General features: G+C 45.2%; 23 protein-coding genes and 1 riboswitch. Of the genes, 5 read left to right on the forward strand and 18 right to left on the reverse strand.

Going from position 1 to position 26,021, the window contains the following annotated elements; genetic code table 11:
• Positions 1–34 precede the first annotated feature (34 nt).
• The 10 genes from AB4111_RS26650 to AB4111_RS26695 form a co-directional block, all read right to left on the reverse strand.
• Positions 35–808: a sigma-70 family RNA polymerase sigma factor gene (locus tag AB4111_RS26650; protein ID WP_253440916.1), complete on the reverse strand. Its 774-nt coding sequence runs from the start codon at positions 806–808 to the stop codon at positions 35–37.
• Positions 805–1,257, reverse strand: a complete 453-nt coding sequence (gene rsbW / locus AB4111_RS26655) for an anti-sigma B factor RsbW (protein ID WP_062836469.1) — start codon at positions 1,255–1,257, stop codon at positions 805–807. The genes AB4111_RS26650 and rsbW overlap by 4 nt, the downstream gene beginning before the upstream one ends.
• 18 nt (positions 1,258–1,275) lie before the next feature.
• A complete protein-coding gene (locus tag AB4111_RS26660) occupies positions 1,276–1,614 on the reverse strand; it encodes an STAS domain-containing protein (protein ID WP_036606989.1) in 339 nt (112 codons plus the stop codon).
• An 86-nt stretch (positions 1,615–1,700) separates the two neighbouring features.
• Complete coding sequence (locus tag AB4111_RS26665; RefSeq protein WP_442033993.1) at positions 1,701–3,377, reverse strand: response regulator; 1,677 nt, start codon at positions 3,375–3,377, stop codon at positions 1,701–1,703.
• Between the two features lie 16 nt (positions 3,378–3,393).
• Entirely contained in the window at positions 3,394–4,266 is an 873-nt protein-coding gene (locus tag AB4111_RS26670) for a CheR family methyltransferase (RefSeq protein WP_442033995.1), read from the reverse strand.
• A gap of 86 nt (positions 4,267–4,352) precedes the next feature.
• Entirely contained in the window at positions 4,353–8,078 is a 3,726-nt protein-coding gene (locus AB4111_RS26675) for a response regulator (protein ID WP_442033997.1), read from the reverse strand.
• On the reverse strand, positions 8,075–9,244 hold the full coding sequence (locus AB4111_RS26680) for a PP2C family protein-serine/threonine phosphatase (RefSeq protein WP_442033999.1): 1,170 nt from the start codon (positions 9,242–9,244) through the stop codon (positions 8,075–8,077). The genes AB4111_RS26675 and AB4111_RS26680 overlap by 4 nt, the downstream gene beginning before the upstream one ends.
• 350 nt (positions 9,245–9,594) lie before the next feature.
• Positions 9,595–9,939, reverse strand: coding sequence for a general stress protein (locus AB4111_RS26685; protein WP_339305640.1), 345 nt, complete (start codon positions 9,937–9,939; stop codon positions 9,595–9,597).
• 94 nt (positions 9,940–10,033) lie between these two features.
• A complete protein-coding gene (locus AB4111_RS26690) occupies positions 10,034–10,567 on the reverse strand; it encodes a hypothetical protein (RefSeq protein ID WP_442034001.1) in 534 nt (177 codons plus the stop codon).
• A gap of 68 nt (positions 10,568–10,635) precedes the next feature.
• Positions 10,636–11,145: a DUF948 domain-containing protein gene (locus AB4111_RS26695; RefSeq protein ID WP_442034003.1), complete on the reverse strand. Its 510-nt coding sequence runs from the start codon at positions 11,143–11,145 to the stop codon at positions 10,636–10,638.
• Positions 11,146–11,365: 220 nt separating this feature from the next.
• On the opposite strand from AB4111_RS26695, the gene AB4111_RS26700 reads away from it, so the two are divergent.
• Complete coding sequence (locus tag AB4111_RS26700) at positions 11,366–11,530, forward strand: DUF1328 domain-containing protein (RefSeq protein WP_017692264.1); 165 nt, start codon at positions 11,366–11,368, stop codon at positions 11,528–11,530.
• A gap of 369 nt (positions 11,531–11,899) precedes the next feature.
• On the forward strand, positions 11,900–12,409 hold the full coding sequence (locus AB4111_RS26705; protein ID WP_253440926.1) for a hypothetical protein: 510 nt from the start codon (positions 11,900–11,902) through the stop codon (positions 12,407–12,409).
• Between the two features lie 91 nt (positions 12,410–12,500).
• Here the strand turns inward: AB4111_RS26705 and AB4111_RS26710 are convergent, their stop codons facing one another.
• Positions 12,501–13,388, reverse strand: coding sequence for a cation diffusion facilitator family transporter (locus AB4111_RS26710; RefSeq protein WP_442034005.1), 888 nt, complete (start codon positions 13,386–13,388; stop codon positions 12,501–12,503).
• A gap of 290 nt (positions 13,389–13,678) precedes the next feature.
• On the opposite strand from AB4111_RS26710, the gene AB4111_RS26715 reads away from it, so the two are divergent.
• A complete protein-coding gene (locus tag AB4111_RS26715; protein ID WP_017692261.1) occupies positions 13,679–13,867 on the forward strand; it encodes a hypothetical protein in 189 nt (62 codons plus the stop codon).
• A gap of 113 nt (positions 13,868–13,980) precedes the next feature.
• Here the strand turns inward: AB4111_RS26715 and AB4111_RS26720 are convergent, their stop codons facing one another.
• From AB4111_RS26720 to AB4111_RS26745, 6 genes are all read right to left on the reverse strand, one after another.
• Positions 13,981–15,606, reverse strand: coding sequence for an ABC-F family ATP-binding cassette domain-containing protein (locus AB4111_RS26720; protein ID WP_253440930.1), 1,626 nt, complete (start codon positions 15,604–15,606; stop codon positions 13,981–13,983).
• Positions 15,607–15,821: 215 nt separating this feature from the next.
• Positions 15,822–16,871 carry an MBL fold metallo-hydrolase gene (locus AB4111_RS26725; protein WP_442034008.1) on the reverse strand — a complete coding sequence of 350 codons (1,050 nt, stop codon included), beginning with the start codon at positions 16,869–16,871 and terminating at the stop codon, positions 15,822–15,824.
• 71 nt (positions 16,872–16,942) lie between these two features.
• Complete coding sequence (locus tag AB4111_RS26730) at positions 16,943–17,140, reverse strand: hypothetical protein (RefSeq protein ID WP_442034010.1); 198 nt, start codon at positions 17,138–17,140, stop codon at positions 16,943–16,945.
• 8 nt (positions 17,141–17,148) lie between these two features.
• On the reverse strand, positions 17,149–18,183 hold the full coding sequence (locus AB4111_RS26735; RefSeq protein ID WP_442034012.1) for a cytochrome d ubiquinol oxidase subunit II: 1,035 nt from the start codon (positions 18,181–18,183) through the stop codon (positions 17,149–17,151).
• Positions 18,180–19,526, reverse strand: a complete 1,347-nt coding sequence (locus tag AB4111_RS26740) for a cytochrome ubiquinol oxidase subunit I (protein ID WP_253440938.1) — start codon at positions 19,524–19,526, stop codon at positions 18,180–18,182. Before AB4111_RS26740 ends, AB4111_RS26735 begins: the two co-directional genes overlap by 4 nt.
• Before the next feature lie 385 nt (positions 19,527–19,911).
• Complete coding sequence (locus tag AB4111_RS26745) at positions 19,912–22,758, reverse strand: PAS domain-containing sensor histidine kinase (protein ID WP_442034014.1); 2,847 nt, start codon at positions 22,756–22,758, stop codon at positions 19,912–19,914.
• A gap of 346 nt (positions 22,759–23,104) precedes the next feature.
• Here AB4111_RS26745 and AB4111_RS26750 point away from each other — a divergent pair, with 346 nt between their 5' ends.
• Positions 23,105–23,803 carry a response regulator transcription factor gene (locus AB4111_RS26750; protein ID WP_017692253.1) on the forward strand — a complete coding sequence of 233 codons (699 nt, stop codon included), beginning with the start codon at positions 23,105–23,107 and terminating at the stop codon, positions 23,801–23,803.
• A gap of 47 nt (positions 23,804–23,850) precedes the next feature.
• On the opposite strand, the gene AB4111_RS26755 is transcribed toward AB4111_RS26750, so the two are convergent.
• Positions 23,851–24,270 carry a hypothetical protein gene (locus AB4111_RS26755; RefSeq protein WP_442034017.1) on the reverse strand — a complete coding sequence of 140 codons (420 nt, stop codon included), beginning with the start codon at positions 24,268–24,270 and terminating at the stop codon, positions 23,851–23,853.
• A 242-nt stretch (positions 24,271–24,512) separates the two neighbouring features.
• Between AB4111_RS26755 and AB4111_RS26760 the strand changes: the two genes are divergently transcribed.
• Positions 24,513–25,655 (forward strand): virulence factor, encoded by a 1,143-nt coding sequence (locus AB4111_RS26760; RefSeq protein WP_442034019.1) that lies wholly within the window; start codon positions 24,513–24,515, stop codon positions 25,653–25,655.
• Positions 25,656–25,802: 147 nt separating this feature from the next.
• A riboswitch (Lysine riboswitch) is annotated at positions 25,803–26,018 on the forward strand.
• Positions 26,019–26,021 lie beyond the last annotated feature (3 nt).

Below are 26,021 nucleotides of genomic sequence, written 5' to 3' on the forward strand. Positions count from 1 at the left end.
TATGCCGTACTCAACAACATTAGGGTTCCATTTTTCATAACATTGAAGCATTAGACATGATCTGTTTCAATTTCTCTGTAGCTCGCTTTTGAATACGAGATACGCTCATTTGTGAAACACCAAGCTTCTGGGCAATTGCCCGTTGAGATTGGCCATCCTGAAAGGCTAGAATAAGTACCTGCTGCTCTTGTTCCTTCAATTGTCCCAATGCCTGTTGCAAGTCCATCCGTTTTTCGACTGAATCATAGTCATTAACATCTGCACTGATCAGTTCACCCAATGTTGCTGCACTGTCATCCTGAGATAAAGGAGAATCCAGTGACACATAGTGGTAACATTCCCGACCAGCCAGAACTTCAATCGTTTCTTCTGCAGTCAAATCAAGGTATTCAGCAATTTCGTTCACACCGGGTGAGCGCTCCAGCTTCACGGTTAACTCATCAATGGCATGTTGCACAAGTGCTCCCTTTTCCTTAATCCTCCGGGGCACCTGAATATACCAGGATTTGTCTCGCAAGTAGTTCTTCATATGACCGATCATGCTCTTCATAGCATAAGGTTCAAACGGAATACCCAGGTTGATATCGTACTGCTTAAGCAAACGAATCAAGGCCATCTGCCCGGTCTGATACAAGTCTTCGTATAGATCGGGGCGATTCCGAGCAATTTTACCTGCTGCCATCTTAACCATCGGTTCATATTTACGGATGAGAACTGTTGCAATTTCATTATCTTGGGTCTGCTGGTATTCCCAGATCAAACCTATAGCTTCAGACATGGACTCTGGGGGAGTCACTTTTTCACTCATACTTTCTCCTCACTTCTTGCAAGACGTTTTACGAGTACTACTTTCGTACCTTTGCCCGTCTCACTTTCCACACTGACATCGTCCATCAAGGCTTGCATCAGGTAGAACCCAAGCCCGCCAATCTGTGCTTCTGTCAGTTCTTTGTCGTGAAGACCAGCACGTGACACAGCAGGATTCATGTTCTCGAAGCTGGCACCTTCGTCCTTGACAGTAATGGACAATGTTTCGCCATCCACTTCGAATACAACTTCAACCATGCCGCCTTCGTGTGAGTAGGCATACAGTACAGAGTTGTTACAGGCCTCGGATACAGCAACTTTCATATCCTCAATGTCTTCATAAGAAAATCCCATTTTGGATGCTACTCCATAGAGATTAAGTCTTACAATATCAACGTAATCAGCTGTCGCCGGTAAATTAAGGGTGACTCTTTGAACTTCTGCATTCATTCCTTTTTCGATCCTTTCCTATTGGGAATTCTTCTGTGTGACAAAGAATTTGGCGATGCCCGTCATGTCAAAAAGTTTCTGGATTTGCGCAGGAACTTCCTGTACTTCAAAGCGAGCTTCCATTCCATGTCTTGCCTTCAGAACAGATAACAGGATACCAATCCCTGTACTATCGATATACTTCAATTCTTTCATGTTGATCACAAGATCCTGTTCCTTGTTATCTACCAGCGGCTCCATCACCAAGCGGAAGTCAGGAGCAACCGACAAATCCAGTTCGCCAGTCAGATACACCGTGCACACGCCGTCCTGTGTTTCAGTTCTTGCATTGAATTTTTCGTTTTTGTTTGTATTCATTAGACATCTCTCTCCTGATCAATGGTTTCCTTACCTAATAACCCAACTTCAGCACGAGTGAAACAAAAAGAAGTTTGGAAAATGTTTCAATTAGCCTGATTCATGGCAGAAGGGCCTGGGTTTATCATTTTTCGTTGTTTTTGAAACTGGGCTATTTTCTGTTTTACATTGCCCATTTTCACCGGTTTACTAATATAATCATCCATGCCTGCAGCAGTACAGCGTTGCTGAATACCTTCCATCACGTTAGCAGTCATAGCTATAATGACCGGCTGATCGGACTGAGACAGGCTCTCCCGAATCCGCCGTGTACATTCCAAACCGTCCATAACAGGCATCTGCAGATCCATGAACACATAGTCATAGGGATAGCGGCTATTATTTACCATATCGAGTGCACTCTGTCCATCCTCAGCAATATCTGAGAGCAACCCAAGTTTACCAAGCATAATCGCCATCAACTTCTGGTTAATCGGATGATCATCCACAATTAATACCGTTGGGTGTTTATTCTCATTCTTCACATCCGTCAGCTTCTCTTCCCCATTCATCTGGACCAGTTCAGTTTCTACATAACGTTTCGCCTGAATTGTAAATACAAACGTCGCTCCCCGTTGCTCTGTTGTATCCAGGTAGATCTGTCCACCCATCATTTCAACCAGAGTCTTGCATATTGCCAGTCCTAAGCCAGTTCCACCGTATTTACGTGTCATTGATGTATCCAGCTGGGAAAACGGCTGAAACAGGCGGTCAACTTTGTCTGAAGCGATACCTATCCCGGTATCTTTAACAGCAAACTCTAATGCCATTTGTCCGTCCTGTTCTTCCTTAACTGACACGATCAGATATACTCCACCTTGATCGGTAAATTTGATCGCATTTGCAATAAGATTCAAAAGAACCTGACGTAACCTTGCCATATCTCCATAAATTAAATCAGGGACAGAATCTTCCAGGAAATAATCCAATTCCAAACTCTTTTTGCCTGCTTCTGCAGCAAACAATCCCAACACTTCCCGAATACAGGAAACAATTTCAAAAGGATGCTCTTCAAGTTCCATTTTGCCTGATTCCATCTTGGTGAAGTCAAGAATGTCGTTGATGACCGTGACAAGTGCATCCGCGCTGCGACGAACGATGTCTGCATATTCCTTCTGATCTTCCTTCAGTTCTGTCTCCATTAGCAGATCCACCATGCCGATAACTCCATTCATCGGTGTACGAATCTCATGACTCATCATCGCCAGAAACTCGGTCTTTGCATTAGCTGCAATTTCCGCTTCTTCCTTGGCCTGAATGAGTTGTTGGTTCATCTTCTCCAGTTCCTGTGTCTTCTGGTGAAGCAACATCGTCTGTGTTTTCAGTCGTTTGTTGGTGATAAACATCTCCACAAAGCCCTCGATTTTGGATTTCAAAATCTGAGGAATAAATGGCTTAACCATGTAATCAATAGCCCCGGCTGAATAACCCGCAAACAAGTGCTCTGCTTCTCTGCTATTCGCAGAGATGAATATAATCGGCACATCCTTGGACTTGTCCCGTGCCTTAATTAATTTTGCTGTCTCAATTCCGTCCATTCCAGGCATCTGCACATCGAGAACGATAACCGCAAATTCGTCTTTTAGCAGACAGCGGAGTGCCTCTTCTCCGGAAGTTGCCTTAACGAGTTTATATTGTTCCGATTCCAGAACTGCTTCAAGAGCAAGCAAGTTCTCAGGGCGGTCATCTACCAACAATATGTGGATTGGTTCATTGAGCCCCATGGCTAACCCTAACCCCCTATTTGATCTTCCGGTATATTTTTTCGGTCCGGTCTAACGGCTCATAGGTATCACTGAACTCTGTAAAATGTATCGATTCCTTCGACCCCAGAACCAGAATACCAAAGTGGCTCAAGCTCTCATGAAACAGCCCATGCACATGGTTCCGCAGTTCATCATTAAAATAAATCATGACATTACGGCAAAAGATAACATTAAACTCGTTAAATGACCGGTCTGTTGCCAGATTGTGCTCGGCGAAAATGATGTTCTTCCTTAGAAAAGGATGAAATATCACCGAATTGTATTTCGCTGTATAGTACTCGGAGAAGGCTCTGGTACCCCCTGCCTCCAAATAATTTGTAGTAAATAGTTTCATCTTCTCAATACCGTATACGCCTTCTTTGGCCTGTTGCAAAGAACGATCATTCATATCCGTCGCGTAGATTCTTGCCTTGTCATACAGTCCTTCCTCATGCAGCATGATCGCCATGGAATAGACTTCCTCTCCCGTAGAGCAACCCGCATGCCATATTCGGATATACGGGTAGGTTCTCAGGATAGGAATAATCTTTTCCCGAAACATTCGGAAAAGCGAAGGATCTCGAAACATTTCCGTTACAGGGATGGATAAGTTCTGTACAAAACGATCAAACGCAGAACGGTCATGAAGAACACGCTCCTGCAAGCCGGATATGCTCTTAACCCCTTCAGCATGTGCATAATGCCAGATTCTTCGTTTCAGGGATGGCAGTGCATAGTTTCTAAAATCATATCCATATAAACGGTGCATGCCTTCCAACAGCAACTCAATCTCGATCAGCTCGCGTTCTTCATCTTGCGGCATACGGACCAAATCTGCCCCCGTCTCGGTAGGTTCCCACGGTGTCATAAATTCTCTCCACTTCTTCATTTGTTACTTGCGTATTCGTCGTATTGTCTTTCATTACCCAAACAATGAACATACGAATAATGAACTTACGAATACAGCCATACGCGCATTAAGGATAACAATTGATCTGTCTGGATCGGTTTTTTCACATAATCAGATGCTCCGGCCTCAATACATTTGCCGCGATCCTCTTTCATCGCTTTTGCCGTGAGTGCAATAATCGGCAATTTTTCAAACTGAGGGATCTGTCTGATTCGTGTCATCGCTTCATAACCGTCCATTTCTGGCATCATCATATCCATCAGCACCAGATCAAATTCCGGATTTTTCTCCAAAATCTCCAGAGCCTCACGGCCATTCTCTGCAAACGTTACATCCATACGATAGCCTTCAAGGACACTTGAAAGAGCAAATACATTACGGATATCGTCATCAACAAGCAATATCTTCTTGCCTTCAAACAACGTTTCTTTGTTGTGCAACTTCTGCAAGATGCGACGCTTGTCTTCCGGTAAATTGGCTTCTACCCGGTGCAGGAACAATGTGGTTTCATCCAGCAAACGTTCTGGCGACTTCACATCCTTGATAATGATGGATTCCGCATATTTGCGCAGCTTCATTTCTTCCTTGGAATCCAGTTCTTTGCCTGTATAAATTATAATCGGGAGATCGTTCAGATATTCGTCATCCCGAATCTGGTCGAGCAACTCAAAACCGGTCATATCCGTTAACATCAGATCCAGGACCATACAGTCATAACGTTGGCTGTGTAATTCATTCAATGCCTCGCTACCTGTAGATACTGCCGTAATTGCAACATCATCATGACCAATCAATTCAATAATAGCTTTACGCTGAATTTCATCATCTTCCACAATCAACAGTCGTTTCAACTGATTCTCGGTATATGATTTGATATGCGAGAAAGCTTTATCCAGTGAATCCTTGCTGGAAGGTTTTTTCAGATAAGCAATGGCGCCCATCATCAGACCTTGCTTCATATCATCAATGACAGAAATGACATGTACCGGGATGTGACGTGTTGCCGAACTGCTCTTCAGTTCACCCAGAATGGTCCAACCGTCCATAACAGGCAGTTGAATATCAAGGATGATGGCATCCGGCAAATATTGACGGGCCGTTTCAAGACCTTTGTCACCTTGAAGGGCAACAAGTGCTTTGAACCCTCTTCCTCTCGCCATATCCATCAAAATATGTGCAAAGTTCACATCATCCTCAATGATAAGAAGGATTTTGTCACCTTCCATGAGATTCTCACGATCATCTTCGATCTGCGTGACATCTGGAGTATTGGTAGGAGACAGATCCGTACCTACATTCCGCTCCGGATCAGGAGATAGGATGGACTGATGACTTGAGAGCATGGTCCGTGTTTCGATGGATTGTTCATAAAGTTCCTCTGAGGATACAGCTGCTTCTCTTGAAGCCCCTTCCTCCGCCAGTGCTTCCTCTTCATGATTATCCGGCAGGTACAAGGTAAAGCAGCTACCCTCGCCTTCGGATGATTCCACCTGTATTGCGCCACCTAGCAAACGTGCCAACTCTCTGCTAATGGACAATCCCAGGCCAGTGCCGCCGTATTTCCGACTTGTGGTCCCATCTACTTGCTGGAATGCTTCAAAGATCAGATCAGTCTTGTCCGAAGGAATGCCAATGCCCGTATCTTTCACACTGAATCCGAGATATTCCTGATTGGTGTTCATATAACCCGGCAGTTCTTCCGGTTTCATCCGTCGTCCAATCAGACTAACCGATCCTCGATTGGTAAACTTAAATGCGTTCGACAACAAGTTCCGCAAAATCTGTTTGACGCGATGACTGTCTGTGTACACCCATTCCGGTAAATCGTTGTCGAATTCGATGTTCAAGTTCAGTTCTTTTTTATTCGCCATCGGTCCAAAGTTTTGCTGAACAAAGCTGGTCAGCTCTTCCATACGAACCGTCTCATAATTGATATCCATCTTACCGGCGTCCACTTTGGACAGATCCAGAATCTCATCAATCATCTTCAGTAGATCCGCACCCGACATGTAGATGGTTTGCGCATATTCCTGCTGTTTGTCAGTCAGATTTCCACCCTTGTTCTCCGACAATAACTGAGACAAAATGAGCAAACTGTTCAATGGTGTACGGAGTTCATGTGACATATTCGCTAAAAATTCGGACTTGTACTTGCTTGTCATCGACAGCTGTGTAGCTTGCTGTTCCAACTGTGTCTTCGTTTTCTCAATTTCGTCATTTTTCTCTTCGACTTCACGCACCTGCTCTTCAAGCGCCCGCGTCTTGGCAATGAGCTCCGTATTGAAATGCTCCAGTTCTTCCTGTTGACGCTGCAGCAATTCCTCGGAACGTTTAAGCGCCTCTGTCTGCTCCTCCAAATTCTCATTGGAACGACGAAGTTCTTCTTGCTGTGTCTGCAATTCTTCCGATTGAACCTGCAATTCCTCAGTCAGTGCCTGGGATTCACGCAGCAACTCCTCCACACGCAAACGACGTCGAACGTTGTTCAAAATTACGCCCAGGTTCATAATCAGTTGTGTGAATAACTGCTTGTGAAGTTCATTGAACCCTTCAAAGGAAGCCAACTCAACTACGCCAATCAGTTCATCTTCAAACACGACAGGATAGATCATGATACCCGCAGCACGTGTTGAGCCTGAAGCTGAACCAATATGCACATAATCTTCAGGTGTATTTTCCAGAATAATCGGTGTCATATCCAGCGCGGCTTGACCAATCAGGCCTTCACCGATCCGGTACATTTCCTTGCCAACGTCTTCATTCTCTTCGAATGCATATGCACCGTAACGTCTCAGTTCGTCCGGATGTTTCTCCTCATCGATCAAATAGACAACACCGAGCTGAGCACCAAGGACCGGTGTAAACTCGCTGATAAACATTTGTGAGATTTGGCGAATGGATCCAATCCCCCGAAGTAGCTCAGGAACTCTTGCGATGTTGGAGTTCATCCAGTTCTGATCTTGTTGAGCCTGTACATAGGCCTTCTCGATCTCCAGTTTTTCTTCCAGATCATTGGATACATCTTTGAACACACTGGCAATCTGACCAATTTCGTCTGTGGATTTGACCTGTATGCGTCTAATTGTGCGGTAACGGCCTTTGCCAAAACTGGTGATCATCATGGATACGGTGTTCAGACCCCGCGTAATGCTCGGCAGCACCCACATAATGACGCCCAGTGCAAGTAACAGCCCCGCAATCATAATACTTATCGTGATCTGCACTGCTCTTGTATACGCTGCGTTAGCATTCTTGATCTCGGCATCAATCTCTTGGTCCTGATACCGGGAAAGAGCATTCAAACTATCCACAGCTTCTTTTTGCACCGCGAGTCCTGTTGCATTGCGGTAGTTATTCGCATCGTCCACCCGATTTTGGGACATCAGGCTGATCTGTCTGGTAGCATAGTTGTTATAAGCCTCCCATGCCGTGTTGACACGATCCACCAGCTGATGTTCAGGTGCACTGTCTGCCCTTTTTCTCACTTCCTCGAGGTTACGATCACCACGCTCTTTCATCGCTTTCAAATCCCCATCTGCTGCCCCAATGGAGTTGGTTGGGTTTAATAACAAGTTAGCCAGCACTTTGGCAATGTCATTAACCTCTCCGCGTGCAGCTGAGGTGAACCTTACTTTGAGATAACGTTCTTGATACATCTGATCAATCTGCTTATTGCTACTGTTCAGGCGTTCATAACTCACAAACGTGAGTACGATCAAAATAGCCATCAGAGCGGTAAACCCAATCAGCAGCTTATTCCTGATCTTCATTCATCGCCCGCCCCTTTATCTAAAGTAATCCAGACCAGACATTTATCATCATCCCGCTCCTGGGGAATTTCGTCGTCAAAAAACATGGCCTGCATGGCAGCTTCATTCCACTGATGTGAGCCGGTCAGTTTTTCGATTAGAAATTCATGTTGTTCCTCCTGCCCACCCTGAACAGCTTCCAATAATCCATCCGTATAGAGTGCAATATGCCCGTCACCCTCGTAATGGATGGTTTGTGGTTCAATATCCATTTTGTCAAATAGCCCAACAGGACAGCAGACACTGTCAAATGTGGTGACACTGCCGTCGTTTCGGAAGAATAAAGCAGGTGGGTGCCCTGCGTTAACATAATCAATGCGCTTCATCCGTGTATCCACGACCAGATAAATTGCCGTGAAATAATACTGTACCAATTGTTTCTCCAGATGGAGCTGGTTAAAACGACGGTTCAACTCCTGAATGACCTTCTCTGGATCCACATAAGTGGTAACCGTATCTTTCAAGACAGAAGCGATAAACATCGTAAACAGGGATGAAGATATCCCGTGTCCCATCATGTCGAGCAGCAGTACTCCGTAACGACCTTCCCCAAGGGGGTACCAAGAATACAGATCACCCGCAAGCTCAAAGGATGGTTTATAGATGGCATGCACTTGGAACAACGGGTCCCTAATTGCCGGACTTAATACGGCATTTTGAACCATTGCTGCCAGCTTGAGCTCATCCTGAATACGCTGATCACGCTCTTTATGCCAATCCTTTTCCTGTTTCAAACGAAGTGCAAGTCGAATTCTGGCCATCAGTTCGACTTTGTTAATCGGTTTGGTCACATAGTCAGATGCACCTGCATCCAATGCTTCGGCAAGTTTCTTGGAGTCCCCGATGGCCGTCACCATAATAATCGGTATATCCTTCAAATTTTCAAATTTCTGCACAATACTGCAGGCTTCGATACCGTCCATCTCGGGCATCATCATATCTAGCAAAATTAGGTCAATATCCGACGTTCTTGGACGAAGTTCGTTGCTTTCCTCCCCAATTCCCAACACTTCAAACATTTCCATGGCGGAACTCGCCGTTACAATGTCACGATAGTTCTCTTTTTTCAGAATTTCTCGAATGATAATGACATTCGTCGGATTGTCGTCAACAATAAGTATTCTCATTGATATCTCCTTATCTGTGGCGTCCGGGTTTGTCGATTCTTTTTAGGTAAAAACGAACGTTGATTATACAAATTTTGCATACAAAACGGCAGTAGACATAATAATTCCTAGTATAACTATAATCGTAAAAACAAAAAAACTCTATCAGTAAATGGCACCATCACGGGTAATGTTCACCGCTTTTCGCCCTGTTTTTGCAGCGTTCTGATCCCGCTTCCAAACTTGCAAAAACATAGATAAGGAATGGGGAAAGCCCCATTCCTTATCTATGTTTTTGATTAAGTATTTTACCTAAGTGGTTCAGAAGCTTGTCCATGTTCAGCAAACTTCAACCCGCACCGTTATATTGATCAATCTTTCTTTTTGGCAATTACGAGTACTTTACCTTTGTCTAACTCACTCTCGTAGAAATCAGCTTCGGCTTCGGTAAAGCCCATCGAAACAATTTTGGCCCGGAGTTCATCACCACGTGAGCGGAACAGATTCGCCAAGGAATCAAATACGCCTTCTTCCTTTATGCCAATTTCTTTGGCATCTGCTGTATCGGCAATTCGATCTGTACGATCCTTCTCATGGGCGAGAACAAAGATATGATCAGCAAGGTATCCGGTAATCTGCAATTCTTTCACCGCTTCTACCGCTTGGACTCCGTTTTCTACCACTTTTGCATAAGCTTGCTCATTGGTTGAATTCATCGTTTCCACTCTCCTCTGATTTAATCTTCTGTATCGAGCTACTTAGTATTTAACCATACTATATGGGGTTGAAACGATTTGGTAATAACCAATATCAGGATACGGTATCATCAAAAAGATCAATGCCATCAATCTGACTAGAGCCTGACTTCATATATACCTTTAGCGCCTGATCTCCACGGAGAAATACTTCTCCCTCCTCGGCCACATAATAAGGTTTTCCGAGAGCATGATGGATCGCTTCAATCTTCATCTCAATTCTCTCTCCGTTTAACACGATGTGATCTTCAGACGCATCGATATGCACATATTGAATGACATCCGTATCTTCACACAAGCCAACCTTCACATCACGAAAATGATATTCAGGACATCCCAGATAAGGATCTTCCTGTTTATTCACCGGTTGGCCCTTCTTGGCCACCAAATCGTCCATGGTGTCATCCAGAGAAATGCCATTCAGAGTCCGAAAATGCTGGAAAGTCTCGGATCGATCAACAGCCAGAGTCACCTCTGACGCCTTCTCTTCCATTGCCGTCCATTGCATATCGTGAGCAGCGGGTACCGCTGCCGGTTGAACGGAAAAGGGAGAAATTACGCTAAACATCACAAGCAGTAGTTTCATCATGATTCTCACCCTTTCATCAGGTTCATCACCGCTCTGAAGGTTTCTTTATGGATTACAAAGCGATCATGTTATTTACGCATTCGTTGCCATACATTCGCCGCAACATCCACATACTTCATCCAGTTCTTCCCGCCCTTAGCATCACCATTATATGTAGCTTCATAGGATTGCAGGGTACGATCCGTTGATGTAGCAGGTGGTGCTGTTACATGGGACTGTTCAGCGTGCTTTGTATCTGCGGCATGGTTTCGTTTCGTCTGAAATCTGGCCATCAGCGTCGTGGAGACTTGCTTGGCTGCCGCCGTCACTTCGTTCAACACTTCTCCGAGATTTTCAACAGATTCCATTACAGGATCAATTTTTTTCATTTTGTGCTGTACATCTACCGTAATATCATTGGCGTGTCTTACCGTTTGCTTGACTTCATAACTAAGTTCATCAATGGTCTTCTGTACCTCCTGCAATGTCTGAGAGACATTGTCCAAGGAACCCTGAGCGGATTTCAAGGTACGAATTAAGAAGAAAACAAGGACTGCAAATGCCACTGCAATCAGGGCCACGCTAATTTGATAGATCATAGAAGAACCTCACTTTCCATATGTGCATCAGTTTGTTATTGCTATAGTTACCCGGCGATTTCCCGGACGAAACAAAATTACATGTTACTTCAAATATGCTCCCGCTTGGAAAAAAAACCAATGTTTCAACTGGATAGCCCCCGGTTAAAGTTAGACTACACAAGGCGGTGAGGTGAACATAACTCACCCAACAATCAAGTATACGAAAGGATGAAACCTTATGTTGAAATGGTCTGTATTATTTCTAATTATTGCACTGGTAGCTGGTATTTTTGGATTCTTCGGTATTGTTGAAGCAGCTGCTTCAATCGCGAAAGTACTCTTCTTCATCTTTGTAGTACTGTTCGTCATCTCCCTGATTACGGGACGTAGCCGAATGCGATAACCTCAGCTCTGATCTGACTGAGTAATATTAACGAATACATACAAAAGCCGATCGTGCTACCAAGCCGATTGGCTTTTGTGCGTTTAGGCATAGGTCAACTTTTCTATATTATGTATTGCACTCCCTCCTGCTTTATTCCAAGCTGCTCTCCCATGAATTTCAAAAAACAGGACCTTTTTGAGATAGCCAACCCGGTTTTATCCCACCGAAGTATGATTTTTACAGGCTTGCTATATACCCACATATGCGCCAGTTGACACTGGAGAATGCAAGAAAATATTGTTATAATTTGTGATTCATAGGTGAGCTTGCTTGGTTACTTTAAACACAGGACAACAAATTACATACCTAACCGAGGAGGAAAAACAAATGAAAAAAATCGTAAGTTTTGCCGCTGCTTTAACGTTGATGGGTTCGATGGCTGCCGCTGCTGGTGCAGAGGAAGCGGTTACCGGAACGGTGACTCCCGAAAAAGGAACTGAAGCTACAACAACGACAACAACTCCGGCTGTTGAAGTGAACAAACCGGCTGTAGACACAGTAGAAGGTACTGCTGAGACAGTAACCGGTACAACAACAGACACTACAGGTGCAGAAGGTACTTCAACAACAACTGAAACTCCAGCTACGACTACAGATGATAAAATGTTTGAAGAGCCACTTGTAAAACCAGGCGATGAAGTACTGGTACCTACAATGTTGCTGAACCTTCTGGAGCGCACTTGGTTCTATGATGCACCTAACGGTAAACCAATCGGTGCATTGAGCTCCCAAGTTATCGATACAACAGGTGAAGTGGTTGACGGATTCGACGGTGGCGAGTGGGTGCAAGTGTACACTTGGAAAGGCAAAGCGTGGATCCACGTTGCCATTCAGTAACATCGTATAATCGTTCTAACGATAAGTAAAGAGGACAGCACGCACAATCGCGGCTGTCCTCTTTTGATTTTCCAGGATGTTCACTCCCTGTTCAAAGGTTCCCTGTGACTTCTTCCGTCTTCGGTTCAACATGTACATGTACATGCATGATGTTATGCGATCGCTTCAGACGCTCTTCCACTCTGTCGCAGATCTGATGGCCTTCAATCAAGCTTAAGCCTCCGTCCACTTCAATGACCACATCCACAAGTACATGACTTCCATGCACACGTGCCTTTACATCCTTGATTTTTTCAACACCTGGAACACGAGCTACGGAGGATCTGAGATCCGTCAGCTCCTTCTGATCAAATCCATCGGTAAGACGATGTGTAGAATCCCGAAAAATCTCCCATGCCGTCTTGCAGATCAACAGACCTACAGCAATGGCAGCTACTTTATCCAGCCATGGAAGTCCGAACTGCGCACCAATAATTCCAACGGCAGCGCCTATGCTGACCCAGGCATCCGAACGATTATCTTTCGCCGCAGCCATCAGCGCCTGACTATTAATTTGTTTAGCCAGACGGTGATTGTAACGATATACGCCTAACATCACCACAGCACAGACTACAGCCACTGCAGCCGCCCAGAGATTTGGAGCAACAAAGGCTCCTTCATACCAGGAGCGAATGGCTTCAACCAATACTTGCAACCCAACCATAGCCATAATAAATGAAGCCACCAAGGCAGCAACAGTCTCCGCTCTAAAATGACCATAGGCATGATCCGAATCAGGAGGTTTCTGGGAGATCCGAAGCCCGATCAATACAGCAACAGATGCCACAATATCCGTAAGGTTATTAAAACCATCGGCCAACAAGGCGCTGGAAGCAAATACATATCCACAGATCAGCTTAAAGGCGGACAAGACGAGATAGGCTACAATACTCACCCAAGCCCCTCGCTCCCCTTTTCGAATTTCTTCATAAGCGTTCAAACCGGGCGACACTCCTTTAACGTTTCGTATTACGGTTTTTCCATGTTACCAAATGCGGAGCGTGTGGGTCTACAGAAACAGTGTTGCGAGGCTGCATTGCTGTAGGCAAGCCGAAACAAAGTTGCCAGACGGCAGGGCTGTAGTTATTGAGAAAAAATGTTGGCCTGGGTAAAACCAAAGGTTTTGAGCATTTTATCAGGTTGCCCTTGTGGGGCTTTTATAAAACGTATAAAATAGGTACATCCCGTCCAATCTGGACGGCTTACTGTAAGACCGGGAGGGAAATAACGATGAGCGAAAATAACGAACCGAAAAAGGTCAGTTTGCAGGATGCTATACGCCAAAAGCTGGCGCAAAAGAAAGAACAGGCAAATTCCGGTAACCAATCCAGCGCCTACTTTGAAGGCGGACCTAAAGCGATGAAGAGTCAAAACAACAAGAAGCCTAACAACCAACGTCGCCGTACTGGTGGATCTTAGGTCTTAAAGCCGCAGAGAACCCATTGGATTACAAAAAGAACCGCAAGCCCTCTTCACAGAGGCTTGCGGTTCTTTGGTGTTGCTATGATAATGCGCCGTACATGATGCTTCGTTTAAGCTTCTACCGGATACATTTTATTGCGCAGTTCTTTAATTTCATCACTTTCCAGATACTCGTCATAGCTCATTTGGCGATCAATGATGCCATTCGGCGTAATTTCGATAATCCGGTTAGCAATGGTTTGAATGAACTGATGGTCATGGGATGTGAACAACATTGTGCCGTCAAAATCAATCATACCATTGTTCAGCGCTGTGATGGATTCGAGATCCAAGTGGTTCGTAGGCTCATCCAGAATCAATGCGTTAGCACCCGTCTGCATCATTTTCGCCAGCATACAGCGAACTTTCTCGCCCCCGGACAGCACACTTGCCTTTTTCAAGGATTCCTCACCAGAGAACAGCATACGTCCCAAGAAACCACGCAGATACGTTTCATCCTGATCTTTGGAATATTGACGGAGCCAATCCACGAGCGTCATGTCTACACCGTCAAAATATTTGGAGTTGTCTTTCGGGAAATAAGCTTGGGTTGTTGTTACACCCCATGTGTATTCGCCACTATCCAATTCCGTTTCACCCATCAGAATATCAAACAATAGTGACTTGGCATTCCCGTTTGGTCCAACAAATGCAATTTTATCCCCTTTGTTCACTACAAAGCTGATATCATTCAACATTTTTACACCATCAATGGATTTGCTGATGCGGTCTACGGTCAACAATTGTTTACCGGCTTCACGCTCAGGTTTGAAGTTGATAAACGGATATTTACGGTTCGATGGACGAAGGTCATCCAGCGTGATTTTGTCGAGTTGTTTCTTCCGGGAAGTTGCTTGTTTCGATTTCGAAGCATTCGCGGAGAAACGTTGAATAAAGGCTTGAAGCTCTTTAATCTTCTCTTCTTTTTTCTTGTTGGCATCACGTTGCAAAGCAAGTGCCAATTGGCTGGACTCATACCAGAAGTCATAGTTACCTACGTACAGCTGGATTTTACCAAAGTCGATATCCGCAATGTGCGTACATACTTTGTTCAGGAAGTGACGGTCATGGGATACCACAATAACAGTACCTTCATAGTCCATCAAGAAGTTCTCAAGCCATTGAATGGATTCGAGATCCAAGTGGTTGGTAGGCTCATCGAGCAACAGGTTGTTTGGACGACCAAACAATGCTTGTGCAAGCAGGACACGAACTTTTTCGTTACCACTTAATTCATTCATTTTCTTCTCGTGCATGTCACGGTCGATACCCAGACCGATCAGGAGTGCCGCTGCATCCGGCTCAGCATCCCAGCCGTTCAACTCGGCAAATTCACCTTCAAGCTCACCTGCACGCAGGCCGTCTTCTTCTGTGAAGTCTGCTTTGGCATACAGTGTATCTTTTTCTTTCATAATGGCATAGAGACGACTATGACCCATAATTACCGTTTCGAGAACCGGATACTCATCATATTCAAAGTGGTTTTGCTTCAATACGGCCATACGTTCGCCCGGGGTGATGTGCACCTCTCCCGAGTTTGACTCAATTTCACCGGACAAAATTTTCAAAAATGTTGATTTGCCGGCTCCATTGGCGCCGATGAGGCCGTAACAGTTTCCTGGTGTGAATTTGATATTTACATCTTCAAAAAGTGCACGTTTTCCGTAGCGGAGCGTGATGCCGCTTGTACTGATCATTAAGCATACCATCCTTTATTGGTTAATCTGCATACTGCATGAATAGCAAGTTGCGTAAATCATGGATTCAATATCCCGATGCCTATTCTGGCACCATATTATAACACAAAAAAGCGGCAAATTCGAAAATTGGCCGCTTTTTACTTATTAAAGATTTGGTAAATATACTGTTCATGCGGGTATATCCCTACATTAACATATTTGGATTACTTTTGTTAGTCCTGTTTGCTTTTCTCGTGGTGAATACGAAGCGTTTCGCCATGACCAAGCACCCGAATCCGCTCTTTACCAATGCCCAGTCGTTCACGTTCGACTTCAAGCCGATCCAGTGCCTCCTTGGGTGTATCATCCGCCAGCTTGAATGTGCCATAGTGCATTGGCACCATAAGCTGGGAGCCAGTTTCAACGAACCCCTGCAGTGCTTCTTCTGGAGTCACGTGCTGAGAAGTCATGAACCATTCCGGATCGTAGGCACCGATGGGCATCAAAGTAATACCGATGTCAAAGCGCTCTCCAATCGTTTTGAATCCCTGGAAGTAACCTGTATCACCCACAAAATACAACACAGGCGGGCCACCCGAATCTTTGGGTGATTTGTTCTTCCCCGATTCCGCCGTGGATGAATGATCCTGACCGCTCGTTGTTGCAGCACTTTCCGCTGCAGAAGTCGTCGCTAGATGATGCTGTTCCAGCACATAACCGCCCCAATGGGACGTATTGGTATCGAACAGCGTTCGACGTGTCCAGTGCTGTGCCGGAACAAAAGTGATTTTAACTCCGCCAAGTGTCATATGATCCCACCACTTCATCTCCTGGCATCGATGGAATCCTTTGCGAATCATCTTGCGCTTCAGACCATCGGGTACGATCAGCAATGTCTTGGCGGTAATCAGCTTACGCAGGGAAGCCAGATGCAGATGATCGTAGTGGGAATGGGATATCAGAATGACATCCAATGGTGGAATATCCTGAATCGGAATGCCGGGGGCACCGAGCCTTCGTTGGAATCCCATTTTTTCGGCCCACACCGGGTCAGTCACGATGTTCAATCCATAATATTGAATGAAAAACGTGGAGTGACCAATCCAGGTAATACTCGTGTCATCCCGATTGGCATGCAGATAATCCAGTTCTGGCGGGTGTTTGGGCACGGTGTAGGAGTAGTCCTTCACTTTATTGCGCCGTTGCTCCCTCCATTGCTTGAATTCCTTCAGCGTTTTGTCCGTACTTACATTATCAATGTTGTTATAACGGATTTTAGGCATGAAAGGGTCATCCTCCCTTCCTGATTTCTTAACAACAGATTACCCCAAATGGGAATGCACGTACCAGTTAATCAATCCTTCGGATTTTTGCATACGGCCAGATAGATGAACAAAAAGACAATCGCAGCCATAATGATAAGTGGAGGGGCGTACATAATCGTGAATGTCTCAAAAAAGCTCAATCCGGTTATACCGGGTATGCCCGTGACTCCCTCAGTAGATAGTGGATACTGCAAGGGAATCATGAGTAAGAACATGTTCAGCAGCATGAACAGACTCATCCTTTCTTTTTACCAGAATTACCGCGTACATAATTGGCATCAAACAGGAACAACTTCATAATCAACACAAGCGACGGAATGAGCACAAGCAGCCCCAGGCTGAACGCCGTAATAAGCGCAATCCCCATCGTACGATTTGTAAAGCTGTCATAAATATTAATGTAGGGATACAGGATATACGGAAGGTGGGATCGCCCGTAACCATACCAGGCAAAGGCAAACTGAAGCATGACAGCGATAAAACACCAGCCCAGATATTTGCGTTTCCACACCAGCGACACCGCAATGACAAAACAGATAAACGAAGAAATGAACATCCATGAGATATTCACCATCTGCTCAAAATGTGCGGGATTCTGTTTGTTAATCTGCAGAAATGCCAGAAAACTCGCAAAAATGGTAGGCAAGCTCCACAGCAATGCATACTCTCGAAGCACCTCAAATGCCGGCTCATCCCCTGCCCGTTTGGCATAATAGGAAAGAAACATCGCCGAGATGTACAGCACACTGACTAGTGCAAGCAAAACAACCGACCAGGTATAAGGATTCGTCAAAAATTCACGCCAGCGAAAAAACACCTCTTCGCCTACCTGCTCAATGATTCCGCCCTCGGATATCGCCAAAATGGTGGAGAATACCGCCGGAATCAGCAAGCCCGTCGCTCCGTACAATGCCATGTAGATCCGGCTGTTCTGCCCATGGTTGCCATAGGTATTGTAGGCGTAATACACACCCCGGATGGCAAGCAGTACAATAGCCAAAGAACCAGGAACCAGCAAGGCAGTCCCGTAATAGAAGGCGCTGTCCGGATAAAACCCGACCAATCCGACCACAAAAAAGATCAGAAACACATTCGTCACTTCCCACACGGGAGACAGGTAGCGCTGAATGATGTTATGAATTTTGTTCTCATGCCCAGTCAAAATGCTGTAAAAGCTGAAGAACCCGGCCCCAAAATCGATCGAAGCGACAATCAGGTAACCGAACAAAAACGTCCACAATATCGCAATGCCTGCAATTTCAAAACTCAATGCACGATCCCTCCTTCAAGCCCCAGAGACTCCAGTTCCTTCTCTGCTTCCTTGTTGCGGAACAGCTTGCTGAGCACCCGAATGCACGAGAAACATAGAATCAGATACAGCAAAATAAACAACACCAGCATCCATCCTACCGAAGTTGACGTCGTGGCTGCTTCCGACACCTTCATATACCCGCGTAAAATCCAAGGCTGTCTGCCAACTTCAGCGAACATCCACCCCAGCTCGATTGCAATCATGGCCAGAGGCCCTAGCAAGACAATGCCGAGCAACAGCCATTTGGGATATGGCTTGCGCCCTGGCAACCACCGACGCAGTACATATAACACAGGAATCATCAGGATGATCACTCCGGTTGTGACCTTCAGATCGAACATATAATGAATGGACAGTGGTGGCCTCAGATCCGCTGGAAATTCTTCGAGACCTTTCACTTCCGTATCGGGACGATTCCCCGCCAAAATGCTAAGTGCATAAGGAATCTCAATCGCGTATTTCACTTCATTGTTCTCATCCAAAATGCCTCCATAGACAAGCGGTGCCTCTTTCATCGTTTTGAAATGCCATTCTGCGGCAGCCAGCTTCTCCGGCTGATATTTCGCCAGGAATTTACCTGAGGAGTCGCCGATCATGACGGTACTGATGGCAAAGACAAGCGCAGATACGGTCGTGAGTTTCAGTGCTTTTTTGTAATACACATGATCCCGTCCCCGAAGCAAACTGAAGGCGGCTATCCCCGCCAGAATACCCGCACTCAGAGTGTAGGATGAAGCAAGTACATGGGACACCTTGGTTGGTGTTGCCGGATTCAACATGGCAGCAATCGGATGAATGTCCTTCATGATGCCATTAATCAGGGTAAATCCCTGAGGCTGGTTCATAAAGGAGTTCACCGTCGTAATGAAAATCGCAGATGCAGACGAACCAAGAGCCACCGGAATCAACAGCAGCATATGTGTATATTTCTTTTTGAAACGATCCCACGTATAGAGGTAAATGCCAAGAAAGATCGCCTCGATAAAAAAGGCGAACGTCTCCATGAACAGCGGCAGGGCGATTGCCTGACCCGCTACCCGCATAAACATCGGCCACAACAGACTTAGCTGTAATCCGATCGAGGTGCCTGTAACGACGCCAACGGCAACGGTGATGACAAACCCTCGTGCCCACCGCCGTGCCAGCAAGGTGTAATGCATATCATTGGTTCGTAGTCCTCGCCACTCGGCCAAGGCAATCATGAGGGGGACACCTACACCGATAGAGGCAAAAATAATGTGCACAAACAGGGTAAGACCGGTTAGTATCCGGCTGAGCAAAACAGGGTCCAGGGATGACATGGTTACACTCCTCTTTCACATAATAGTTATGTACAACAGCAGTTCCTCTGCTTGAACGTGTATCTCAATAACTCATGATTCGGATGATGCTTTTCACAACGGCATACAGCACAACCACAGCTGCAACCAGACAGACGATGATGAGTGTTTTCTCTTGTTTACGGAACATATACCTGCCGTCCTCCTTTTGCATGGGATGCAAATTATGGCTCTATAGACAGTTTGCAAAAGAAGTTGTTTTTTTATCCGGGAAAATTGAAAAACAAAAAAAGCCTTTCTCCTTATCACGCTTACACGCTGAAGGGTAAAGACTCTATTCGTAGGTATCCTACATAAAATATTGATCATAAAAGAGAGAAATGCATCTCTTCATCCATCATTACATTTAAACCAATACGTCCTGCTTGGGCAGTCGTACCTTGAATGTACTTCCTTTGTCCGGTGCAGATATAAAGGTCAGTGTTCCCTTGTGATCCTCTACAATTTTACGGGAAATGTACAACCCGATTCCTGTTCCACCAATCTGCCGATGGTCCGAATTATCCACTCGATAGAATTTGTTGAATAACATGTCCTTCTCTTGCTCCGCAATCCCTATTCCATAATCACGCACATCAAGACATAACCATTCTTCTTCTTCCCACAACGTAACATCAATGCGATCGGCTCCTGGAGAATACTTGACTGCATTGCCCACCAGATTATGCAGAACCTGAACCATCCTGTTCTGGTCAGCATAAGCAAAAAAGTCTCCATTAAACGTATGCACGTAGATACGTTGGGTAGACTTCATATTCCACTGTTCGGCAACCCCTTCTACCAACTCAACCAGCGGTACATACGTCATATGGTAAGCCATGCCTTCGTTATCGAGGCGCTGAATATCAAGCACATCATCGAGCAGACTGCTCAGCCGCTTGCCCTCGGAAGCGATAGTCTGCATGAATTCCTGCTGCTGAGCTGCCGGAAGGTCATACATCATCATTAATTCCACATACCCCATAATGGTGGCTACAGGCGTTCGCAGCTCATGAGATACCACACTGATCAGTTCATTCTTCATCCGATCCAGCCGTTCTTCTCCTGTCCGGTCACGGAACACCAGCAGAAAACCATGGTTTTTACCCGGGACATCCATCTGTTTCATGTACAAGGAAAACACACTTTTATCCACATTATTGAATATAAATTCGGTTTCGATAAACGCTGTTTCTCCATTCAGAAATGCTCTAGTCTGTTCCATCAGATTGAAGTTGTCCGTTAGTACCATCGTATCAATCGCCTGCGCCAAATCTTCAATAGATCTGCCCAGAAAATCACCCAAACCAAACATCTCTTCGATCCTTCGGTTGACGATGGTTATGGTCCCTGATCGATCAGACATCACGAGCCCTTCCCGTACGGATTCAATAAATTGCTCACTGATATCTCGCTGTTCCTGAATAGCAATCTTTTCATTGAACAACTCCGAGTTGAGCTTCTCCAGCGCAAGGGCATGACGCACACGATCTTCTTCTGCTCTGGTCCGCTCCGTAATATCCTTAATAAACAGATTATATAACGTCTCATTCTTGCCAAGCTGAATTTCTACAATTTTGTACTCAATCGGAAAGACGGAACCATCCCGGCGAATCCCTGAAATTTCATCTACAATCGTATATCTCTTACCTTCAACATATTCGAATCGCTCCAACAATTTCTTGATCTCGATGCAGCTTGCCCCTTGGAAAAGAGACGGCGCTTCCTTATGCAGGATCACTTCTTCCCGGCGCAATCCAAACATTCTTTCAGCCTCCGGATTAAACTCGATGATCTGCCCATTGGAGTCCACAGCGATAATGGCATCAATAGAGGATTCAATAATTGCACGTTTGACCTCTTCACTATTCTTGAGTTCCTTGGTGCGTTCTATGACCCTGTCCTCCAGCGTTAACTTGTCATGACGAATCTGTTCGAATTGTTCCAGCAGCACATCAGCCATTTTACGCAAATTACCAATCAGGATCTGTACTTCGGTTACATGGCTGGTAGGCCACTCCAGCTTCCCATTTCGAAACAATATTCTCGGCAGAGAGCCTGTCATCCTGGTCAGTCTTAACAACGGGCTAACGACCTTACTGCTGAGAGGAGCCGCTACAATCATAGAAGCCACGATGATGATGAACAGGGATTGCAGTGTGGTCAGATAGATCGATTCAATTCGGGGGTAATACTTGGACGAATCAGTCACAATAAATACCCGATAAGGTGTTATATTTGTCATTTCTGCTTCATAGATAAAAGAGGCTTGTTTCCAATGATTCAATACATCGCTGTAATGGATATTTGCAGAACTAAACAGAATAAGGTTATCCCTCGACTTCAGAAGACTGAACCTGTCCATGTCCAGGTACTCGCCAGGCTGAAGTGCATTCAAACCAGAAGCGACGACTGTATCATTCCGATTAAGCAGAATCACATTCACACCCAGCAGATGATGATAACGCGCCATATTTTGTTCCATATTCTCGGCAGTAACATACTCTTCATCAAGATCCTGAACAACCGCATTCGATGCATATTTCATCTCACGTAATATGGCATCATTCATCTGACTCAACTGTCTTCGGCTATCGGCGGATAACAATACGAGAGAAACAAATACCACGAAGGCGACTACGTATTTAAAAGCAATCCTTGTGAGCGGAATGGTTCCCGTGCGCTTTGATTTTTGCTCACCCATAGTGATCCAGAAATCCACCACAATACCTGCAATCAGAGCATTCACCATGCCAATCACGGCAATATACATATACTCATACTTCAAATCTTCTATATCCAAGCCCAATACATAATGCCCGCAATAGATAACCGGAAGTAACATCACTACCCAGAAGACAGCATTCGCCTTGATTAGGCTTCCGTTCTTCCAACGAATCTGCCAACCGAGCATCCAGAGCAATTCAATAAAATGCGCCATCATTACGGTTAAATTCCGTGGTTCGAAGCCGGCAACGATGTTATACAACAGATGGATGACTGTAAAGGTGATCAATCCATAGATAGCCCCATGCAAACGAAGAGCAATGAGAACTGCTGCGCTGCCTACCATAATTTGCACACCATAGAATAACGTCAGTGGAAAAATAGTGCTTAGTGAGCCTAGCATAATTAAAACGCAGGTCCCAATCCAGGGGATCTGCAACTTCGAAATCACCCAATCCGGCATCTGTATCTTCTTTATATGATCCATAAGCAGTTGCCCTCATGGATCAATTTTTCTTCTGTTTTCAACAACAACGTTGGTTCCCCCTATAAGCTTAAGCGGATACAATCTACTTTTTTTTCCCCTTAACTCGTTCTGATCTATTATACTGTAATTAGTAGTTGGTGTAGATTTGGGAAATTCTGAGTGATCGGCAACCCAACTGCATTCATGCTAAGATATTGAAGCTCAATAAAAAAAGCTTATTGCTTCTCTACATATACATCCTATATTTTGGAATAAAAACATTAAATAATTTGCGGCATTTATTCGCAATTCACCTTGTTTTTTTAGTATTTTCTTAACATATTATTTTCACCAGGAGTGTGACCCTATGACGATCAAAGTACTTCTTATAGAGGATGAGAAAAATCTGGCCGACATGATTGCTTTCTTTCTTGAGGAGGAAGGATACATCACTGAACGGGTTCATCATGCCCGCGAGGCACTTCAACTGTTTCCACAATTCCAGCCGGATATTGTTGTAACAGATCTCATGCTTCCTGAAATGGATGGAAATGATCTCGTAGAAGCCTTTCGGCAGCACTCCACTGTGCCCATTCTGATGATCTCGGCAAGCACCATGCTGAATGATCGACTTCGCGCATTGCATAATGGTGCGGATGACTTTCTATGCAAACCATTTAGTTTGAAAGAGTTGGATGCCCGGATTAAAGCACTGCTGCGAAGATCAATCATTTCCTATCAGGATAAACCGGTAAAGGAAGACAAGCAGGCAGAGGTTACTGGGCATGTGAATGTGAATGAGTACAGAAGAACCCTGTTTGTGGATGGCGTTGAAATCGAGGTCACTCATATTGAGTTCGAGATTATGAAGGAATTGTATCGAAATCCGGGTAAAGTGTTCACCCGCAATGAACTGATGGATCGAATCAAAGGCTCCGAACGCGCCTATCTGGATCGTACCATTGATGTTCATATCTCGAGTCTGCGTAAAAAAATTGAGCCTGACCCCAAAAACCCACGTTATATTAAGACGGTTTGGGGAACAGGCTATAAATATGTGATCTAATAACGATCGTAACGATTCAAATTAAAAACTTTGGCCATATCCCTCTTTTATCTCATGGATAAGATAGGCGGTATGGCTATTTGTGATTTGTATACAGACGACGAATGAAACCAACTCTCCATTTCTTTGATAAGATGATCCGGGTCTTGCTCGTTCCAGAGAAACATCTTCATCTCACCTGTACCTGTAATCTGTTGCAGGTGGCGCTTCCGAATAAGGGATTTGAAATCAGTAATAACCAGTAACGGAAGTTGTGGCATAAAAGCCCGAATGGCATTCGCTGCTGACACCGCTTCTTCGGCAATCTGATAATCAACAATACAATAACGGGCATTTTCCCAACTTCCCCGATGTGTTTCTATCGCGAAACCAGATGTTGAGTCCTCCATCCAGTTCCTGAACAATTGAACAATATTCTCATATGCAATACGACGTTTTCCATCCGAGAGCACGGTAATGGGTTCCATAAGTATAACCTCCAGTTGTTTCTTCTTATTATTGTGCCAATTTTCGTTTAAAAATGTTTGTGTGTGAACATGAAAGAAGTGTTAACAAATTTCGTACTTCTTCACATTAAGTGTCAGATATGCCCATATCGCTTCTCGATAATTTCGCAGATTCCACACATTGATGTAAAATAGAGAAATACCCGTGTGATTTAATTTACGGGAGTTTAAAGATGAATTTGGTATTATAGGAGGTTACACTGATGAATATTGTTTCCATTGAACCAACACCGAGTCCAAATACGATGATGCTGCATCTCGATGAACGTCTGGAGGACGGAATTCGCAGAACATATACACTGGACAACGAACGATCCGCCCCGGCGTTCATTCGCCAGATGCTCCATATTCCCGGCGTAAAGAGTGTGTTCCACACAACAGACTTTGTGGCCCTTGATCGTAAAGGGAATGCCGACTGGTCCGTTATCTTGGGCGAAGTCCAGAATCGTCTCGGACAGCAAGGCATCGATCTGGACTGGATTGAGTCCGAAGATGGATCTGGCGAACACTTCGGAGAAGCACAGGTATTCGTTCAGTTCTTCAGAGGCGTACCCATGCAAATCAGGGTTAAAGCCGGAGCCAAAGAAGAACGAATCTCGCTGTCGGATCGTTTTGTCAAAGCTGTTACGGAAGTTGCCAGTGCAACGATGATCAAAGAACGTAAACTGAGTGATTATGGCGTTCGTTACGGCGAATTACCGGACATCGCACGGGAAGTTGAGCAGGAGCTGGAAGCGGCCTATCCGCCAGAACGACTGGAGCAGGTCATCCAACAGGCGATTGAACATGGCACCAACTCCGAAGAATTTATTGAGCGTCGGCGCGAACTGGATGGTGCCCAACTCGAAGAGGCCTTGCGTAACGGAGACTGGAATGTTCGCTATGCTGCCTTGGACGGCATGGAGCCTACAGCAGAAAGATTGCCACTTGTGGCTCAAGCTCTGCACGATGACAAAATGCAGATCCGGCGCTTGGCCGTGGTATACCTGGGTGACATTCGTACACCGGAAGCAATGGAACTATTATATCAAGCACTCCAGGACAGTTCACCTGCGGTACGCCGTACGGCCGGGGATACCTTGTCTGATATTGGCGATCCTGCTGCCACTCCAGCCATGACAGCAACGTTATCGGATAAAAGTAAACTTGTCCGCTGGCGTGCTGCACGTTTTCTATATGAGGTCGGTACAGAAGAAGCAGAGCAAGCGTTGCGAGTTGCAGCCGATGATCCCGAATTCGAAGTCAGCCTGCAGGCCAAGATGGCTCTGGAGCGAATCGAATCCGGCGAACAGGCTGCCGGAACGGTATGGCAGCAGATGGCTGGCCGTAACAAAAAAGAGGAATAGTCGTCCCTCAAACCTCACATCCAACAATTGTTATTGCACTGGAAAAGCATGCGCGTTATACTGATTGTCTGTTTACTAAACTGAACATACCGTGTTAAGTTGTGTTGTTCATAATTTCATAGACAATAGATACACCTCATTCATGAATGGTGAGGTAGAGGTCGCGGGTGCGATCAGTACGCTGAAGGAGGCGCTAAGGAGCCGCTTATGAGATCAGCCGAAAGGTGCACCCGCCGAAGCTCACTGGACGTTCCTTATACGGTCCGGTGGGCTGGGGCTGCTGTCGAAAGGCGCAGAACTGTCACGGAAGTACATTTCCTTTGTATAAAGGTATGAATTCTTCTGTGTTGAGCTATCTTAATCATC

Source organism: Paenibacillus sp. 2KB_22, assembly GCF_052115745.1.
GTDB lineage: Bacteria > Bacillota > Bacilli > Paenibacillales > Paenibacillaceae > Paenibacillus.

Excerpts from the sequence above, each read along its gene's own strand:
- AB4111_RS26650 (WP_253440916.1), bottom strand. The coding sequence starts at position 808 with ATGAGTGAAAAAGTGACTCCCCCAGAGTCCATGTCTGAAGCTATAGGT.
- rsbW (WP_062836469.1), bottom strand. The coding sequence starts at position 1,257 with ATGAATGCAGAAGTTCAAAGAGTCACCCTTAATTTACCGGCGACAGCT.
- AB4111_RS26660 (WP_036606989.1), bottom strand. The coding sequence starts at position 1,614 with ATGAATACAAACAAAAACGAAAAATTCAATGCAAGAACTGAAACACAG.
- AB4111_RS26665 (WP_442033993.1), bottom strand. The coding sequence starts at position 3,377 with ATGGGGCTCAATGAACCAATCCACATATTGTTGGTAGATGACCGCCCT.
- AB4111_RS26670 (WP_442033995.1), bottom strand. The coding sequence starts at position 4,266 with ATGACACCGTGGGAACCTACCGAGACGGGGGCAGATTTGGTCCGTATG.
- AB4111_RS26675 (WP_442033997.1), bottom strand. The coding sequence starts at position 8,078 with ATGAAGATCAGGAATAAGCTGCTGATTGGGTTTACCGCTCTGATGGCT.
- AB4111_RS26680 (WP_442033999.1), bottom strand. The coding sequence starts at position 9,244 with ATGAGAATACTTATTGTTGACGACAATCCGACGAATGTCATTATCATT.
- AB4111_RS26685 (WP_339305640.1), bottom strand. The coding sequence starts at position 9,939 with ATGAATTCAACCAATGAGCAAGCTTATGCAAAAGTGGTAGAAAACGGA.
- AB4111_RS26690 (WP_442034001.1), bottom strand. The coding sequence starts at position 10,567 with ATGATGAAACTACTGCTTGTGATGTTTAGCGTAATTTCTCCCTTTTCC.
- AB4111_RS26695 (WP_442034003.1), bottom strand. The coding sequence starts at position 11,145 with ATGATCTATCAAATTAGCGTGGCCCTGATTGCAGTGGCATTTGCAGTC.
- AB4111_RS26700 (WP_017692264.1), top strand. The coding sequence starts at position 11,366 with ATGTTGAAATGGTCTGTATTATTTCTAATTATTGCACTGGTAGCTGGT.
- AB4111_RS26705 (WP_253440926.1), top strand. The coding sequence starts at position 11,900 with ATGAAAAAAATCGTAAGTTTTGCCGCTGCTTTAACGTTGATGGGTTCG.
- AB4111_RS26715 (WP_017692261.1), top strand. The coding sequence starts at position 13,679 with ATGAGCGAAAATAACGAACCGAAAAAGGTCAGTTTGCAGGATGCTATA.
- AB4111_RS26720 (WP_253440930.1), bottom strand. The coding sequence starts at position 15,606 with ATGATCAGTACAAGCGGCATCACGCTCCGCTACGGAAAACGTGCACTT.
- AB4111_RS26725 (WP_442034008.1), bottom strand. The coding sequence starts at position 16,871 with ATGCCTAAAATCCGTTATAACAACATTGATAATGTAAGTACGGACAAA.
- AB4111_RS26730 (WP_442034010.1), bottom strand. The coding sequence starts at position 17,140 with ATGCTGCTGAACATGTTCTTACTCATGATTCCCTTGCAGTATCCACTA.
- AB4111_RS26740 (WP_253440938.1), bottom strand. The coding sequence starts at position 19,526 with ATGTCATCCCTGGACCCTGTTTTGCTCAGCCGGATACTAACCGGTCTT.
- AB4111_RS26745 (WP_442034014.1), bottom strand. The coding sequence starts at position 22,758 with ATGGATCATATAAAGAAGATACAGATGCCGGATTGGGTGATTTCGAAG.
- AB4111_RS26750 (WP_017692253.1), top strand. The coding sequence starts at position 23,105 with ATGACGATCAAAGTACTTCTTATAGAGGATGAGAAAAATCTGGCCGAC.
- AB4111_RS26755 (WP_442034017.1), bottom strand. The coding sequence starts at position 24,270 with ATGGAACCCATTACCGTGCTCTCGGATGGAAAACGTCGTATTGCATAT.
- AB4111_RS26760 (WP_442034019.1), top strand. The coding sequence starts at position 24,513 with ATGAATATTGTTTCCATTGAACCAACACCGAGTCCAAATACGATGATG.